The 15,129-nt window shown below is 57.7% G+C and carries 11 protein-coding genes, 1 tRNA gene and 2 pseudogenes; 4 read left to right on the top strand and 10 right to left on the bottom strand.

Going from position 1 to position 15,129, the window contains the following annotated elements; genetic code table 11:
- Positions 1-5: 5 nt before the first annotated feature.
- From LZG00_01510 to LZG00_01535, 6 genes are all read right to left on the bottom strand, one after another.
- Positions 6-1,112 carry a flagellar basal body P-ring protein FlgI gene (locus tag LZG00_01510; protein MCF3592672.1) on the bottom strand — a complete coding sequence of 369 codons (1,107 nt, stop codon included), beginning with the start codon at positions 1,110-1,112 and terminating at the stop codon, positions 6-8.
- Positions 1,112-2,119 (bottom strand): hypothetical protein, encoded by a 1,008-nt coding sequence (locus tag LZG00_01515; GenBank protein ID MCF3592673.1) that lies wholly within the window; start codon positions 2,117-2,119, stop codon positions 1,112-1,114. Before LZG00_01515 ends, LZG00_01510 begins: the two co-directional genes overlap by 1 nt.
- Before the next feature lie 3 nt (positions 2,120-2,122).
- Complete coding sequence (gene flgK / locus LZG00_01520; GenBank protein ID MCF3592674.1) at positions 2,123-3,577, bottom strand: flagellar hook-associated protein FlgK; 1,455 nt, start codon at positions 3,575-3,577, stop codon at positions 2,123-2,125.
- Between the two features lie 42 nt (positions 3,578-3,619).
- Positions 3,620-4,921 carry a flagellar hook protein FlgE gene (locus LZG00_01525; GenBank protein ID MCF3592675.1) on the bottom strand — a complete coding sequence of 434 codons (1,302 nt, stop codon included), beginning with the start codon at positions 4,919-4,921 and terminating at the stop codon, positions 3,620-3,622.
- Positions 4,922-5,016: 95 nt separating this feature from the next.
- Positions 5,017-5,877 (bottom strand): OmpA family protein, encoded by an 861-nt coding sequence (locus tag LZG00_01530; protein MCF3592676.1) that lies wholly within the window; start codon positions 5,875-5,877, stop codon positions 5,017-5,019.
- A gap of 100 nt (positions 5,878-5,977) precedes the next feature.
- Positions 5,978-7,006 carry a LacI family DNA-binding transcriptional regulator gene (locus LZG00_01535; protein MCF3592677.1) on the bottom strand — a complete coding sequence of 343 codons (1,029 nt, stop codon included), beginning with the start codon at positions 7,004-7,006 and terminating at the stop codon, positions 5,978-5,980.
- A 249-nt stretch (positions 7,007-7,255) separates the two neighbouring features.
- Between LZG00_01535 and LZG00_01540 the strand changes: the two genes are divergently transcribed.
- Positions 7,256-7,332: transfer RNA gene (locus LZG00_01540), tRNA-Arg, on the top strand.
- Between the two features lie 224 nt (positions 7,333-7,556).
- Here LZG00_01540 and LZG00_01545 read toward each other — a convergent pair.
- From LZG00_01545 to LZG00_01560, 4 genes are all read right to left on the bottom strand, one after another.
- The gene (locus LZG00_01545) at positions 7,557-8,723 is read right to left on the bottom strand and encodes a surface lipoprotein assembly modifier (protein ID MCF3592678.1); all 1,167 of its coding nucleotides are present in this window, start codon (positions 8,721-8,723) and stop codon (positions 7,557-7,559) included.
- A gap of 88 nt (positions 8,724-8,811) precedes the next feature.
- Complete coding sequence (locus LZG00_01550) at positions 8,812-9,465, bottom strand: hypothetical protein (protein ID MCF3592679.1); 654 nt, start codon at positions 9,463-9,465, stop codon at positions 8,812-8,814.
- A 148-nt stretch (positions 9,466-9,613) separates the two neighbouring features.
- Complete coding sequence (locus tag LZG00_01555; GenBank protein ID MCF3592680.1) at positions 9,614-10,288, bottom strand: response regulator transcription factor; 675 nt, start codon at positions 10,286-10,288, stop codon at positions 9,614-9,616.
- Positions 10,285-12,435 (bottom strand): hypothetical protein, encoded by a 2,151-nt coding sequence (locus LZG00_01560; protein MCF3592681.1) that lies wholly within the window; start codon positions 12,433-12,435, stop codon positions 10,285-10,287. Before LZG00_01560 ends, LZG00_01555 begins: the two co-directional genes overlap by 4 nt.
- Before the next feature lie 16 nt (positions 12,436-12,451).
- Between LZG00_01560 and LZG00_01565 the strand changes: the two genes are divergently transcribed.
- The 3 genes and pseudogenes from LZG00_01565 (at position 12,452) to LZG00_01575 (ending at position 15,045) form a co-directional block, all read left to right on the top strand.
- Positions 12,452-12,769 (top strand): hypothetical protein, encoded by a 318-nt coding sequence (locus LZG00_01565; protein MCF3592682.1) that lies wholly within the window; start codon positions 12,452-12,454, stop codon positions 12,767-12,769.
- Between the two features lie 572 nt (positions 12,770-13,341).
- Positions 13,342-14,885: pseudogene (locus LZG00_01570) on the top strand (calcium-binding protein).
- A 22-nt stretch (positions 14,886-14,907) separates the two neighbouring features.
- Positions 14,908-15,045, top strand: a pseudogene (locus tag LZG00_01575) (hypothetical protein).
- The last annotated feature ends 84 nt before the right edge of the window (positions 15,046-15,129 follow it).

The raw sequence follows: 15,129 nt of genomic DNA on the forward strand, positions 1-15,129 counted from the left end.
CGCATTCAATACACCACGAACTCGGCGTGAAGCGCACCTGCGGCCTTGATGCTTTTGAGAATGTCGATCATGTCGCGCGGCGATACACCGAGCGAATTCAACCCCGCGATCACTTCCGAGAGCGACGTGCCGGGAGGCACTTCGGCAAGTTTGATCCCGGGATCTTCGTCAAGCTCGGCCTGGGTGCGCGGCACCACCACGGTTTCACCTTCGGAGAACGGATTGGGCTGAACCACCAGAGGGGTTTCCTGTATGCGAAGCGTCAAATTTCCCTGCGATACGGCCACGCGCGAAATCCTGACGTCTTCCCCCATTACGATGGTTCCAGAGCGCTGATCGACAACGACCCGTGCCTTGCGTTCAGGCTCAACCAGAATGTTTTCGATCCTGCCCAAGGCATGCGCAGGTGATTTTGCCCGCGCCTTCAGCAGGTCGAGATGAACAGTTCCCGAATCCAGCATAAGCGCCACTTCTCGATCAAAATCGCGGTTGATTTGCCGCTCGATTCGCGCCGCTGTTGTGAAGTCTGGCTGCCGCAGGGCGAGGCGCAATGTTTCCAGCGACGACAGTTCAAACGCGATCTCGCGTTCAACCCGTGCGCCTGAAGGGATGGCCCCTGCCGTTGGAACGCCTTGAACGACGCCCCCGGCGTTGCCCTCGGCAGAGGCCCCGCCAGCAATCACCGAGCCTTGCGCAACAGCATAGATTTGACCATCGGCTGCATTGAGCGGCGTCATGATCAGGGTTCCACCCAACAGGCTTTTGGCATCGCCGATTGCCGAAACCGTCACATCGATCTGTGAACCAACGCGCGAAAAGGCCGGCAAACTGGCGGTAACAAAGACAGCGGCCACATTCTTGGGGCGAAATTGCTCGCCGGTCACATTCACCCCGAGCCGCTCAAGGATATTGGACATGATTTCTTCGGTAAACGGCGCGTTGCGTATTCCATCACCTGTGCCATTGAGCCCGACGACAAGGCCATAGCCGATCAGATCGTTGCTGCGCACACCATCGAATTCAACCAGATCCTTGATACGAACGGCATCTGCCAGTCCGAGCGCCGGGAAGAACGTGAGCCAGGCGAAACAGAACAACAACAGGCGATGCATCAGAGATACCTCACGAGCGAGAGCTGTGACAGGCGCGCCGTCACGGTGTAGAGGCTTTCGAGCTGAAACTGCACGGCTTCGAGCCGGGTCGCGGTTTCATATGGATCAACGCCCAAGAGTTCGTTGCGCGACATCTCGAAACTGGCCCGTTCGGCGGACACCCGGACTTTGCTTTCGTCAAGTCGGCTTTCAGCATAGCCCAGATCGGCACGCACAGCAGTAAGTGCGCCCTGTGACGTCAACAGATCTTCGCCCGAGGCCATTAGCATTGCACGTTGCAGCATTGACGAAAGGCCCAGATCGGGATCGCTGGCCAATGCGGCGATTGCAGTATTCTTCAGGACATCGCGGATTGCGGTATTGTCACCGCGCAGCGACAATTCGACGGTCTCTCCTTCACCCACCAGAAAAGGTGACAAGTCTGTCGATGCGCCGCGATAGCCGACTGTCTCAAACCCACCACCAGGAGTATCGAACCAGATGTCTACGGCATCAAGAATGCCATCAAGGGTGACTTCTCCTGCCACCGCAAGCTTGAGTTGGGCAAGTATTTCTTCGGAAGTGGCGAAAGGGGCCGTATCGGTGGCCATGCCGGAAAAAAGAGAGCGACCAGCAACATTGATATTGAGCGCCGAAAGCTGGGCACTCAACGCACCCTTGGCATTCCCCGAAGCCGTCTGCACGGCTTGGGGCAGGTTGGCGCTTCCGGCTATGATCAGATCAGCGGAAAGCGCAGTGGAGGTCTGCTGTACCTTTTCGAGTGCCGCCTGCATCGCACCAGTAAAGACCGAGGCTTCCTTCGCCGCAGAGTCATAGCCTTCGAGCACCCGAAGGTTGCGTTCGATATCGCCGAGATAGGAATAGTTGCCTTTCAAGTGCCGCGCGATATCCGCGGTTTGACCGCTGACGATTTCCTGAGACAACTGTGTCAGAGCGGTGTTCATTCGGACGTTTTGCCTGCGCAACGCGAAATGCGAAGCCATGTCACCAAGAGAGTAGAATGTCATGAATCAGATCCTCATCAGGGCTTCCATCATTTCGTCGATCACTTCCATCATTCGTGCATTCGCGGCGTAGGTTTGTTCAATCAGAATGAGGCGTTGCATCTCCTGATCGGAATCAACTCCGTTTTCCAGAAGCTGTGAATTGGCCGAGTCATAGCGGGCCGCCGAAAAGCTGACTTCCTGATCGTTATTTTCACGCGCAGCACCGATTTCAGCGAGAAAGCTGGCTTGCAGGTTTGCGGCAGTTTGCGCGGCGGGGCCAAAGCTGCCCGAAACGGGCGCGCGCAATGTGGTCAATACACCCTGCATGTTCTGCAGGAGTATGGAATTGCCAACCGCACCGGGAGCGATGGCGCCCAGCCCGTCACGCAGGCGCCACGTCGCGCCGCCGGCGTTTGGATCGACGGCCGCATTGATCGCAAGCCGACTTGACAAGCCGACCTCGTCTGCGACGGCGAAGGCGGCGCCGCCATCGGTGAAGAGACCCGCGGCGCCAGGTGCCCGCGTGGCGTCGAGCCCTGCATCCTGGAACCGCTCGACAAGGTCACGCGCAATGGTATCAAGCTGGCTTTGCGCCTCAACTGCATAGTTGTCTCGAATTTCAAACAAGGCCGAGAGCCTGCCCCCTCGCAGAGGTCCGGAATCCGGGTTGGTTGAAATTTCAACGCCATTGATATCGATCCCGGACAAGAGGCCACCGGAGTTGGACATGCCTGGCACGATCATGTTGGTCGCCGTGAAGGTCAATTCGACAGCGTTGCCATCGAGGAGAATCGCGCCGCCGGACGTATAAAGGGCCACCGCGCCGAGATCGCGAGGAACCTCATTCACCGGGACTATCTCGGCGATGGTGTCGATCAACAGTTGGCGCTGATCTTGCAAGGCAGAGGTATCGTTGCCCAGAATGGTTGCTTCGGAGATCCTGGTGTTGAGGGTACGGACCTGGGAGAGGGCGGTGTTGAGTTGCTCAACCGTTGTTGCAATTTCGCGATCTGCTTCGCTCCGCATCGTCTGGATGCCGTCAGAAATATTTTCAAAGGTTTTGGTCAACGCCTGCGCGTCTGAAAAAACATGGTTCAACCGACCGGCGAGATCGGGGCGACTCGCGGCAGAGACCAGGCTTGTTTCGAAATTCGCAAGACGGGCAGAGAGCGAGCTTCCGTCTGCCGGGGTGCCAACCAGCGTCTCGAGCCGGTTGAAATAGGCGGCCAGGCTAGAGTTTCCGGCCTGCTGCGAAGCGGCCGTGCGTCGTTCGGCGATCAGGCCCGGATTGGCATGCCGGGTGATGCCTGCGACACGGACCCCGCCGTAGCTGCCCAATGCGCGGGCACCAAGTTCGAGTTCGCGCCGCGCATAGCCTTCGGTCATGATGTTGGCGAGGTTCGATGCGGTGACTTGAGCATTTTGTGATGCCGCAGTTAGCCCCGAGAGGGCATTTGATAGAGCGCCGGAAAGACTCATTTCTGGTCCTTTCTCTGGGATTTAACTGGTTATCTGGTTGCCTTACCGCTTGATGTTGGTGGTTTCCTGCAACATCTCGTCGACAGTCTGGATGACCTTTGCGTTAGAAGAATACGCCCGCTGGGTTTTGATCATATCTGTCAATTCGCCCGCAACATCGGTTGTGGATTCTTCGCGAGCGAAAGAAACGATATCGCCGGTTGGGCCATCGCCGGCATCCCACAAGAAGAACGACCCGCTGTCCGGGGACGGCAGGTAGGTCTGCGAATCAAGTGTGACCAACCCGTTGGGGTTCGGCAGGTCAACCAACGGGATCTGGTAGATCGTGCGCGTAATGCCGGTGTCAAAGAAGGCGTGCACGAAGCCGTTTGGGTCGACCTCGACCGACGTCATGTTTCCGACCGGATACCCATCCTTCGAAATCGAAACCGGTGCAAAGCTGTCTGAAAGCTGCGTCATACCGTTGGAGGCGCCCAAGAGTCCGATATCAATTTCCATAGGTCCGCCCGCGACATTGACGATGAGCGCGCCGGTGGCCGGGTCATAAGCGCCACCGCTGGTTGTTGCGACCGAAAGCAAGGTGCCGCCAGCAGCCTGGCTGTCATCAAATGTAAGAATATACTCACCAATCACCGTGCCGGGCGTGGCCGTATCGGTGATGGTCATTGTCCATTCGTTTGATGATCCGGTCCCGGGAACCGTTGGGGCAAACTCGATCGCTATGTTTTCCGAAGTGCCCAGATTGTCGAAATATTCGATAGACAATTCTGAGTTAATGCCGTCTGCACCGGCTTCGGTTTCGGTCGCCGGCAGGTTTACGCCGAGATTGATGTGCGTTGTCGGTTCACCCGAGAATTGGTTAACGTTGATTTTCACCGGTTCCAGACCGTCAGAGGTGTCTCTTGGAAATGTCGGCACACTGCCGTCAGGAAGCGCTGGCCAGCCCATCAGGACAAGACCTGATTCGGTTACGAGATATCCTTCGTCGTCCGTGCGGAATGATCCGGTTGTCGAGAGATACATCTGAGGCGAACCGTTGTTCGCGTGGATCTCGGACGCCCGGGCAACGGGCAGCATACCCCGTCCACGCACCGCCAGGTCAGTGGGGTTCGATGTCGCAACCAGCGCGCCGCGCTGATCAATCAGACGTTGGGTTGTCGTGCGCACCCCGCCTGCCGAATAGGTGCCGCGTGTCGAGGAAATGACCATCGAATGAAAATCTGTCTCTGACCGCTTGTAGCCAAAGGTGGCAGAGTTCGCGATATTGTCCGAAATTGTCGCCAACCGGGTAGCGTTGGCGGAGAGACCCGCAACCCCGGCATTCAGCGAAGATGAAATTGTCATGGGATACGCCTTTCTGCTGCATCGACTATCAATTGGACCACATGCATAGCGTGCCCCGCTTAACAGCGTGCTAACGTCTAAAATGTATCAGACTTTCAATGATGGCTTCGGAGCAATGTTATTTCCAGACGGTTGTTCCTTACTGCCATCGGATTGCGCACGGCCGGACTTTTGTCGGCGTGGCCGGTGACCCGTTGAACACGCCTGCCATCCAGACCCGTCGTTTGCAGCAAACGACGCATGGCGTGGGCGCGTGCCGTCGAAAGATCCCAAACCGGATTATTGGCCAAAACAATCGGTTTTGCGCGCGTATGGCCACCAATCGCCAGATTGTTTTCCACCAATGGCAGGATACGGACCAGCATGTCGGCAAGATCCTTGAGCGCCCGTGTCGGCGTGTCCGTTTCGGGGTCGAACATTGCGACCTCGTCGAGATCGAAAATCTCGATGATCATCCCTTCATCGGTCACGCGCGTGATGATGTGCCTCAGGCGGGATTTCGCCGCATTGCTTTCGCCGCTGAAGCTTCGCAGCGCTACTTCGAGAGCCTCGAACGCCGCGGTCTCCGCCTGGCGGTTGTGGCTCTGCCCATCAGCATCGTCTTTTGATACTCCGTTTTCGCCGCGCGCCTGCTGTGCTTCGGTCGGACGCAGGTTGCTGGCGCCCATACCGTTTTGCGGTAGGGTCAATTCGGAAAAAACACTTTCGCCACCAAACGCTCCGTCGCCGCCACCCGAGACCCGGTTGATCGGTATGGTCGGGCTGAAATAATCGGCCACGCCTTTTCGTTGTTTTTCTGTCGTCGCGCTCAGCAGCCACATCAGCAGAAAGAAGGCCATCATGGCCGTCACAAAATCAGCATATGCGACTTTCCACGCACCCCCATGGTGCCCGCCGCCAGCGATGACTTTCTTTCGTTTGATGATGACTGGTGCCGCATTGCTATGCGCACTCATCTCCACCACCTTTTACTCACCCAACATGAGAATTAGCAGGGAAGAATTACCCGGATATTAACAGCCTGATTATCAGAGTTTGGAATGGCCGAATCGCGCATCAATTGCGCAGAAGAGTATTCCCCGGCTCAATTTTTGGCGATAATTCGATCTTGTTATCGGGAATATCTGTTGAGGTACTTCGGCTGCGCTCAAGGATGATTTCGGCCGCTTTCTGGCCAATTTCAAACCGGCATGCATCCATGGTGGCCAATTGTTTGGGCAGCCCTTGAAGCAATTCGACTCCGTTAAAGCCAGCCAGCCCGATCTGCCCCGGAACATCAATTCCCTTTTCCAGCAGATACAACAGACCACCCGCACCAATCATATCATTCGAATAGTAGATAAAATCGAGATCCGGGGTGCGCGACAGCACCGTTTCGGTCATTTCGCGCCCCTTGGCCAACGCGGAACCGCCGGAGTAGAACTCCTGATCGGCAATTTCGACCCCGGCCTTGGCAAGCGCCTGGGTGAAGCCCTCAAACCGTTTTCGCGCCCTATGATCGAGCGGCATCTTGGTCCCGAGAAACGCAATCTTGCGATAACCTTGGGCCACGATAGCCTCGCCCATCTTGCGCCCGGCGACACGATGGGAAATACCAACCATGGTATCGATCGGCATGCCATCCACATCCATGATTTCAACAACCGGAATGCCGCTTGTGCGCAGCATTGCCCGCGACGCCTCGGAATGTTCCAACCCTGCGATGATTACACCAGAGGGGCGCCACGACAGCATTTCGTAAAGCACCCGTTCTTCCTTTTCGGGAAGGTAGTCGGTGATGCCCACAACCGGCTGAAGGTCAGTGTCTTCCAGAGTGCGGCTGATCCCTGTCATGACCTCGGGGAAAACCATGTTCGACATCGAGGGAATAATCACCCCGACGAGGTTTACCCTCTGGCTGGCCAGGGCGCCGGCAATTTTATTGGGCACATACCCCAATCGTTTGGCGGTCCGTAGAACCTTTTCACGCGTGGCGTCGGAAACGTCTCCCCGGTTGCGCAAGACGCGGCTGACGGTCATTTCCGATACCCCGCAAGCTTCGGAAACATCTCGCAGGGTCAGGGGGCGTTTGTCGTCAATTGTCACGGGGACTCAACCGATTGGAAGCAATGGGCGAATGCTACATCAAAGCCCCGCAAATACGCAAGGCGCAGCGGCTTTGCTTGATACACAAGGCGTCGGTCTGGGCACCCGACCCAGTGCGGGTAATATTTGGCAAGACATTGATGGTGCGGATATGGTTTTGGTTGATCAGGGTAGTGCTTTGAAGGTTCCAGCAATTTTGCGCCCTGTTTCGGGCTGACAGCCGCAATTTGTCGCGGTAAGGAGAGGCAAGGCCCCGTGGCTCAACTGGATAGAGCAGCCCCCTCCTAAGGGGCAGGTTGCAGGTTCGAATCCTGCCGGGGTCACCAAGAGTATCCGAGAAATACCGCCCATTCACAGGGCTGTGTGAGGAGTTTGCGCCTGTGTGCCTGTCTATGTTGGCAGCTATGGCGGCAATCTCGTATATTGCCTCAAGCAAGTCCGCACGTCTTTGCGCAGCTTGAGGCGCCGCAATAGGCTAGCGCGTTGCAGTTGCACATGAATGCGTCGAGCAGCGGTTCGCAAACCCGACACGCCCAACTAATCAGGTCACCTAATAGGTCGTCCTGATGCCAAGCGTTATTGCGGTGTTGCTGTAAGAATTCAGCGCGATGTTCGACCGGTTGCGTTCGTGCTTTACCTTGATCACCGGCAGGAAACGCCCGACCTTCAGGGTCGAATTGTAGAACTCCGCCTCGATCGACAGCGAGCGGTCCTCGCGTCGGGCGCCTGCGATTATGCTGAAACCGTCGCGCCGGTCGATTCCGGCCGTTATATCCAGTCCGGCGACCAGCCCGCCCTTGAACGCATAGGACGCACCCAGTGACAGAGCGCCCTTGACCCCTGCCTGCAAGGGGGCGGCTGCATCGGTGTGCAGCACGAAGGCCTTCGCGCGCAAGACCGTCTGCGGGTTCAGCGCAAAAGACAGGTTTCCGCTCAACAAGGTGCGAGGCCCGTCAGCCAGCGTGAAGCTGTCGTGCGCAACGCGATAATGTTCGAAACCGACGCGGGCAAAAGCACGCCGCCCCAAAGGTGTATGCGCCGCGGCATAAACGCCGTAGCGATGGCTGTAGGGTGACCCGGCGGCGTATTCCTTGCCCGCAACAAGTCCTCCCTCGACCCAGGTGTTCGCCCTGATATCGCGGCGCAGCCCGGCACGACCTAGCACAAGCGTCTCACGCAAGCGTTGGTTTTCGTAGTATCGCACGACACCATCCAGCGACAGGTTGGCGCTCAGGGTTTCGTTAAATCGGGGCCGGACGCTAAACCCGGCGGACAGAATTGCGCCAGTCGCTTGTTGCGTGCGCAGCGTGTCGGGTATGGTCAGAACCAGACCGTCAATTGCAATTGTGCTGGCCACCGTGCCTTTTCCGGCGTTGGTGGCGGGCTCGATGCTGAAACCCAGCCTGACCGACCAGACCTTGCGCCGCGCGATCTGGTTCAGGATACCATCGGCCGCATTGCGTTCCGGCCCGGTCAACTTTCCGCCGCGTGCGCGTTCGATGTGATAGCGCGCACGCCCGTCGTTCTTCAGTTGATACAGCGCATAGCCCAGTTCAAGCCGGAAAACGGCATTTTCGGGATATTGCCGCACCAGCTTTTCCAGATACGGCAGAGCCGCCTGCGCGCGCTTGGCACGCATTAATTCTACCGCACGGGCCCAATCGGGCGGCACGTTGTCCTGCGCGCGCGCCATGGGCGCCGCCACAAGCAAAACCATCAGCAACAGTGCCAAAAGAAATTGGCCCCCCGCGAGGGGGGCCAGAGTTGTCGCTCTGAATAAGACTCGCTTCAATTTGGTGCCCGTCTTAATTCTTTTCGAGATAGAATTGGCCTCCACCCGCGATGGCGAAACCTACGCTGTCGCTGTCACCGACCAACATTGTGGCGGCACCTTGCGCACCTTCGGCATTGGCGCCGGTAAAGCTGCCGATCATGCCCAGCTCAACATCCGAGGATTCGTTGTTGATGCTTTCCGTCAATGTGCCGCGCAGGTTCGCGATCAGATTACCGGTGGTGATGGTGCCGCCGACCGGCAGGGCGATCGTCTGTTGCACAACAGTATTGGGGCTGCTCGAAGCTGCAGTGGTCAGCGTACCATCCAGAGTCACAGGATTACCGTCGTATTCGCCCTGGAAATTCGTGGCACTGCCACTGACGGTTTCGGCGTCCCAATTGGCGGTCAAATCGACATCGCCGATAATGTATCCGTTCTTGACACCACTCGCGTTGTCGACGGTTTCAACCTTGGCTTGGCCTGAATAATCCGATGTGCCTATCTGCTTTTCGGTCTGCGGACCAAGGTGCTGCACATTGCTCAGCGCGGCGTCGAAGGCGGCTGTTCCTCCACCACCGCCGCCACCGCCGCCACCGGCAACGGGGGTGCTGCCGTTTGAGCAGCCGACCAGCGCGGCACAAGCCATGATTGCGAAACCACCGCGAAGAAGAATATTTCTGTTCATGTTTTTCCCTTATTGGCCACAGGTTACGCGCCCTCGCTTTCGGGGTGCGATTTCAATTCCTTGACGAGTCTAAGACTCCTCGCGGATACCTGAGCCAATAATGGCGTTGTTGTGCGCTTAAGCACTCCCCCGTTCGGGGGAAATCGGGTTATTCGGTTTCGAAATCGTCGGTTAGCAGGCCCAGACGGCTTGCATGGATCGCAGCCTCGGCGCGATTTGAGATTTCGAGCTTGCGGTAAACCGATTTGATGTGGGTGATCACCGTGCTTTCGGCCAAGCCGAAATCCTGTGCCACCTCGGACACCCGCAGACCCCGCGCAATCTGACGCAGAACTTCGGTTTCGCGTTTGGTCAGCTTGACACCCGGCTCGAAATTGGGGCCGGTCAATTGGAAATGATGCATGATCCGCCGCGCAATCTGGGGGGACAGGGGGGGAATACCTGTCAGCAGCAGGCGCAGATGATGCTCCAGCATTTCCTGCGGATCGCTTTTCAGCAGATAGCCTTGCGCCCCCGCCGCCAACGCCGACACGATGGCGGAATCTGCAGCCATGACTGTGGTCACCACACACATGCAATCGGGTTGCTCGGCCTGCAACCTGCGCAACAGGGTCGTGCCTTCGCCGTCCGGCAGGCTGAGATCGACCAGCGCCAGATCAAACCGGTCACGCTGGCAGGCGTGCTCGGCGCCGCGCACGGTGGCTTCCTTGACGATATGGGGTGCCTCGAAGATGCGTGCGACGATTCCAGCCAGCCATTCGCGCGATTGCCGCACGTCCTCCAGGATCAGGATGTTCTTGATTTTACCGCTACCTGTCGTCATTGCGCCACGTGTCGCATGCGCGCCTTGTCCGGGGATAGCGGCAGCATGACGGTGATCAGCGTGCCTTTGCCCGCTGCTGCGTGCCCGACGACGCTGTGTCCCGCCAGAGCCACAGCGCGTTCGAGGATATTGGGAATGCCGTTACCGCCTCTGCCCAGCGTGGTCGCGTCTACTCCTTTGCCATCGTCCGCGACCGTCAGGGTGATCGTGGAATCGTCCACATCGATACTCACTTCGGCTGTAATGGCCTGTGAATGGCGCAGGATGTTTGACACCGCTTCGCGCAGGATCGAGCGCAGGCCGTTGACCAGAACAAACGGGATGACCGGACCCTCCGGCCCGATCATCGGCAGCGCCCCGTTGCAACCACCCGCCGCGAAATCCGGGCTATGCCATTTCAACGTCACGCCATGCGCCTCCAGCCGTCCAGCGGTTTCAGTGCGCAGATCGGCCAACAGTGGTGCCAGGGTGAATTCGGCCTGAAAGCCATCGTTGATGATAGCACGCAGGTCGCTCAGGCTGTCACGCAGCAGATCATCCTTGCGGCTTACCTCCGGGCTGTGCAGCGCGCTGAGAAGTTGCGCGCCGATGTTATCATGCACATCGCGGCTGATCCGGTCGCGTTCCAGAGTGGCACCGCGTTCATAGGCGCGACGGCTTTCGGCGGCCAGATCGTGGGTTTGGACGGCATTGGCTGCTATCTCAATATCTTCGGGTGAAAACAGCCGCCTGCCTTTTTGCGCATAGCGAAGTCGGCGCGCGCTGATCCCGTCAACCGACGGGATCAGCAACGCCAATCCGTTTTCATCAATGCGCGGTGCGCTTATCTTCATGTCCAGCTTCTCGACCGGAGATAGGGGCTGAAACACCTTCTCCAACAGTTTATCCCACCGCTCCGCTTGTTCGCGTGGCGTCGGCGACAAAGCCGTGCCGATAATGTCGGCCATCCGCCCCGACAGGCTGGCCTTGTGGCGTAGTAGCAAAAACTTCAGAAGTATCTGGCGCAACGGGAAATAGAGGAACCCGGCAAGCAAAAGTGCAAGGCCCATCGACACCCACGGTTGCGTCTGTAAAAGCCGGATCACCGCAAGGTCCAGCACCACGATCAAGATCATCCCGCTGAGCCACAGCCATATGTAATAGGACCACCGGTCAAGGTTGAACACCTTGTAGCGCATGACACCCAAGGCAAGCCCGATATGCATTATATTGAAAAACCCAAAGGCATAGCCCTGGCTGATCAGCCCCTCGTCGGCAAGTCCCAGAGTTACTGGCGCGGAACTGAGCATGACAAACAACGCACAGCCGATCAGAGACACCAATATAAACCAACGCAACCCGGCCCGGTTCAGCGGTTCGCGGCGGCTTTTCACCCATTGAAGCACGCCCAGAATGGTCGCAATCAGCATTTCGGTCAGGATCACCAAACCGATCATGTTGTCAGGGCCGACCTGTGCGATGTTACAGGCAATTCCAGCCCCGAACACCACCGTCGGAATCACAAGCCAGACAGGGCGGAACAGCGGCTTGGGATATTGCGCAAACAGCCCGACCAGCGCGATGCCAAACGCCATGGAGCCAAAGGCATTGATACTTGAAAGTGTGCGAAACAGATCCCCGTCCAGCGCGATCTGCCGGGTTGAATAGATTGCTGCGGAATTGGTGGAGAACGGCAGGAACAAGGTCGTGAGCGCAAACATCCTCGCGCCCCAGTCCTCTCGCCGCAGGCCCAGAACCCATCCGCCAATCAGGATCGAGATCAGCCCCACAGCGATTTGAAACCAAAACACAACCGGCAGATCGCTCAACGTGCGGGTGCGTATCGGAAAGGTGCCTGACGCACGGCTAGCGTCGGGCAGGGCATAGCTCGCCTCGACCGTATCGGCGTCCAATTGCGCCCGCAGCAGCGACTGGCGCGCGTTAAAACCCTGAATCGCTTTATAACTGCCAAGATGGTCAGGTTCTTCCATCAGGTCGGTCGGGAGCAACTCTACGTTTCCCAGTCGCAGAACAACTGCGTGTTTCGGCAGGTCGATTTGCGGCTGTGCCAGTGCCACAAGAATGGCGGCCAGCGCCATCGCCAGCCCCAGAGCTGCGGCCGCCAGGCCCACGAATGCGGGTGAAATTCGGTAGTAAGAGGCGTTCATTTTACCGAAATATCCGATGTTGCGTTCCGAACAATCCCCCGAACAGAGGGGGTCCGCGACGAATTTGCGCTGTGCAACCCCGACCCAGCAAGAGCTTTTTATTGCGCTTGTGATTCAACTGCGACAGGTGACGTTGTGGGTGAAAAACGGCAGTTCTGCGGTCAATATGGTTTGCGCCAAAAAAAGGCGACAGATCCCTAGGCAAACAAGGCGTGAAACTTTAGCGGTTATTTTGACCGCAGAGCCATTTGCGCAAGCAATTCGTGTTTTGGCGCATTTGAAATATAAGTTATTTTCTCCCTCCCTATTGAAACCGCTGCATGTTTTTGCATGATGCCGTGAGGGCCCATTTATTTTGCCGGCCATTTTTTGAAAAATCCGAGGATATCGACAATGACGACATATACCCTGAACGGCTTTGTGATGCAGGAAAACGGCGACTCAATCCAGAGCTTCACCGATAGCGAACTTCAGATCGTGGTCTCTGAAAGCACCAGCACCTTCCAAGCTGTCAGGGTAGGAACCTTCGACGATGGTACCGGGGAATACGAACTGGAGTTTGACGATTACTACATCGCACTCGACGGAGCAAATGCGCAAGACTCAAGCACGAATCCGCTGGAGGTCGGCGTCAGCAATTTCACCAACGGCAGCATCAGTTTTCAGGCCTTGGTGCTTTTTGATGATATTGCTGACCAGACCTATGTCTTCCAGTTGAGCGGTGACGACCTGCCGTCTTCCATTTTCAACAATACCGCCTCACTTCAGACATTCGTCGAGAGCCTTAACGAGACGAACGTGCCAAGCGGGACGGTCTACAGCTTTGCGGATATCCCCGACGTCACGGTCAGCGAAGACGATTTTGTTGGCCCTGATGATGAGCATGCTGATGTGATCATGGGCGGTATGGGCAACGATACATTGTACGGCGGTGACGAAAACGATACCCTGAATGGCGGCGCGGGCGATGATGTCATTGATGGTGGCAACGGAAATGACCTGATCACGCCGGGCCACAACGACTACGCCGACTACATCGCCGGTAGCCATGGCAATGACACCATTGTTTTTACCGGCGCAGTGGGTGCCGACTATTACACAGTTGATTACTACAGCTTCGGACCAGTTACGGTTGAAATCGACGGGGGCGCGAACACCGGCAGCGTTGTCAAGCAGTCCGGCGTCGACACTCTGATCGATGTCACAGATCCGATGAATACCTCGGACGGTGGATTGTCTATTCAGACGGGGTCGGGTGACGATACCTTCAATGTGTCCCTTGATGGTGGATACGTGCAGCTGTTGGGCAGTGCAGGCGATGACCAGTTCAACCTGACGCTCGGGGGCTCCATTCGGCTGGGCTACCATAGTTCTACCAGTGGCATCGTCGCCGATCTGAGCCAAGGCACCATAGCTGACGGTCTGGGCGGGACCGACACCATCAACATATTGGGCGGCAGCTACGCGATGCAACTGCGCGGCAGCGACTACGCCGACTCCATCATCGGCAGCGATCGCGACGAGACATTCATCCTGCGCCGCGGCAACGACACGCTGGATGGTGGCGCGGGCGAAGACACGCTGCGCTATGATCGCAGCGGGGTTGAAGCGGTAACAGTCAATCTGATGACGGGTATAGCCACCGGTACATGGAGCGGCGAAAGCTTCACCGATACGTTCAGCAATATTGAACATCTGCGCGGGTCGCGCGATGGGAATGATGTGCTGATCGGCAATGCTGACGCAAATTATCTGCGCGGCATGGGCGGAGATGACACCCTGACGGGCGGAGCTGGCAACGACACGCTGCGAGGCGAAGCGGGCTTTGACACGGCTGTGTTGAACGTGGCGCGGGCCGATGCCACAGTCACCACCACAAGCTCAGGTTATCAGATCGTCTCGGCCGAAGGCACCGATCAACTGGTTGGAATGGAAGCAGTTCAGTTCTCGGATGGCAGCTACGCAGTGGGCGATCTGCTCGCAAGCAACCCCACGGTACCTGGCGACACGGTCGTTGGAACCGAAGGTGACGATACGCTGGTCGGAACGGGGGGTGACGATGTCATCGCCGGTGGCGGCGGCAGCGACAGCCTTTCGGGTGGCGATGGCAATGACAACATCTCTGGCTCTGACGGCGACGACAGCATCGACGGCGGCACAGGCAACGACAACGTCGGCGGCGGACTGGGTAACGATATCCTGACCGGCAGCAGCGGCAATGACACGATCGGCGGCGGTATGGGCGACGATCTCGTGCTGGGCAATGAAGGCGACGACGTTCTGGCCGGGGGCGCCGGGAACGACACATTGTTCGGCGGCGATGGCGATGACACCATCGGTGCCAGCTATGGCAATGATGCTGTTGATGGCGACGATGGCAATGACAGTCTTGGCGGCGGCACCGGACGCGACACGCTTGACGGAGGCGCCGGCAATGACAGCATCGGCGGTGGCGAAGGCGACGACGTCGTAATCGGCGGTGAAGGCGATGATTTCCTCGCAGGTGGTGGTCGCCACGACGAGATCGACGGCGGCGCCGGTGACGATGTGATCAATGGCGGCAACGGGGACGACACGATGACCGGCGGCTCGGGTGCTGATCAATTCGTCTTCAACGGCTTCAACGACGGTGATGCCGATGTGATCACCGACTGGACCAATGGCGAAGACACCTTCCGCATGTCGGGTATCGAC

The sequence above is a fragment of the Rhodobacteraceae bacterium LMO-JJ12 genome (assembly GCA_021555075.1).
Taxonomy (GTDB): Bacteria; Pseudomonadota; Alphaproteobacteria; order Rhodobacterales; family Rhodobacteraceae; genus JAKGBX01.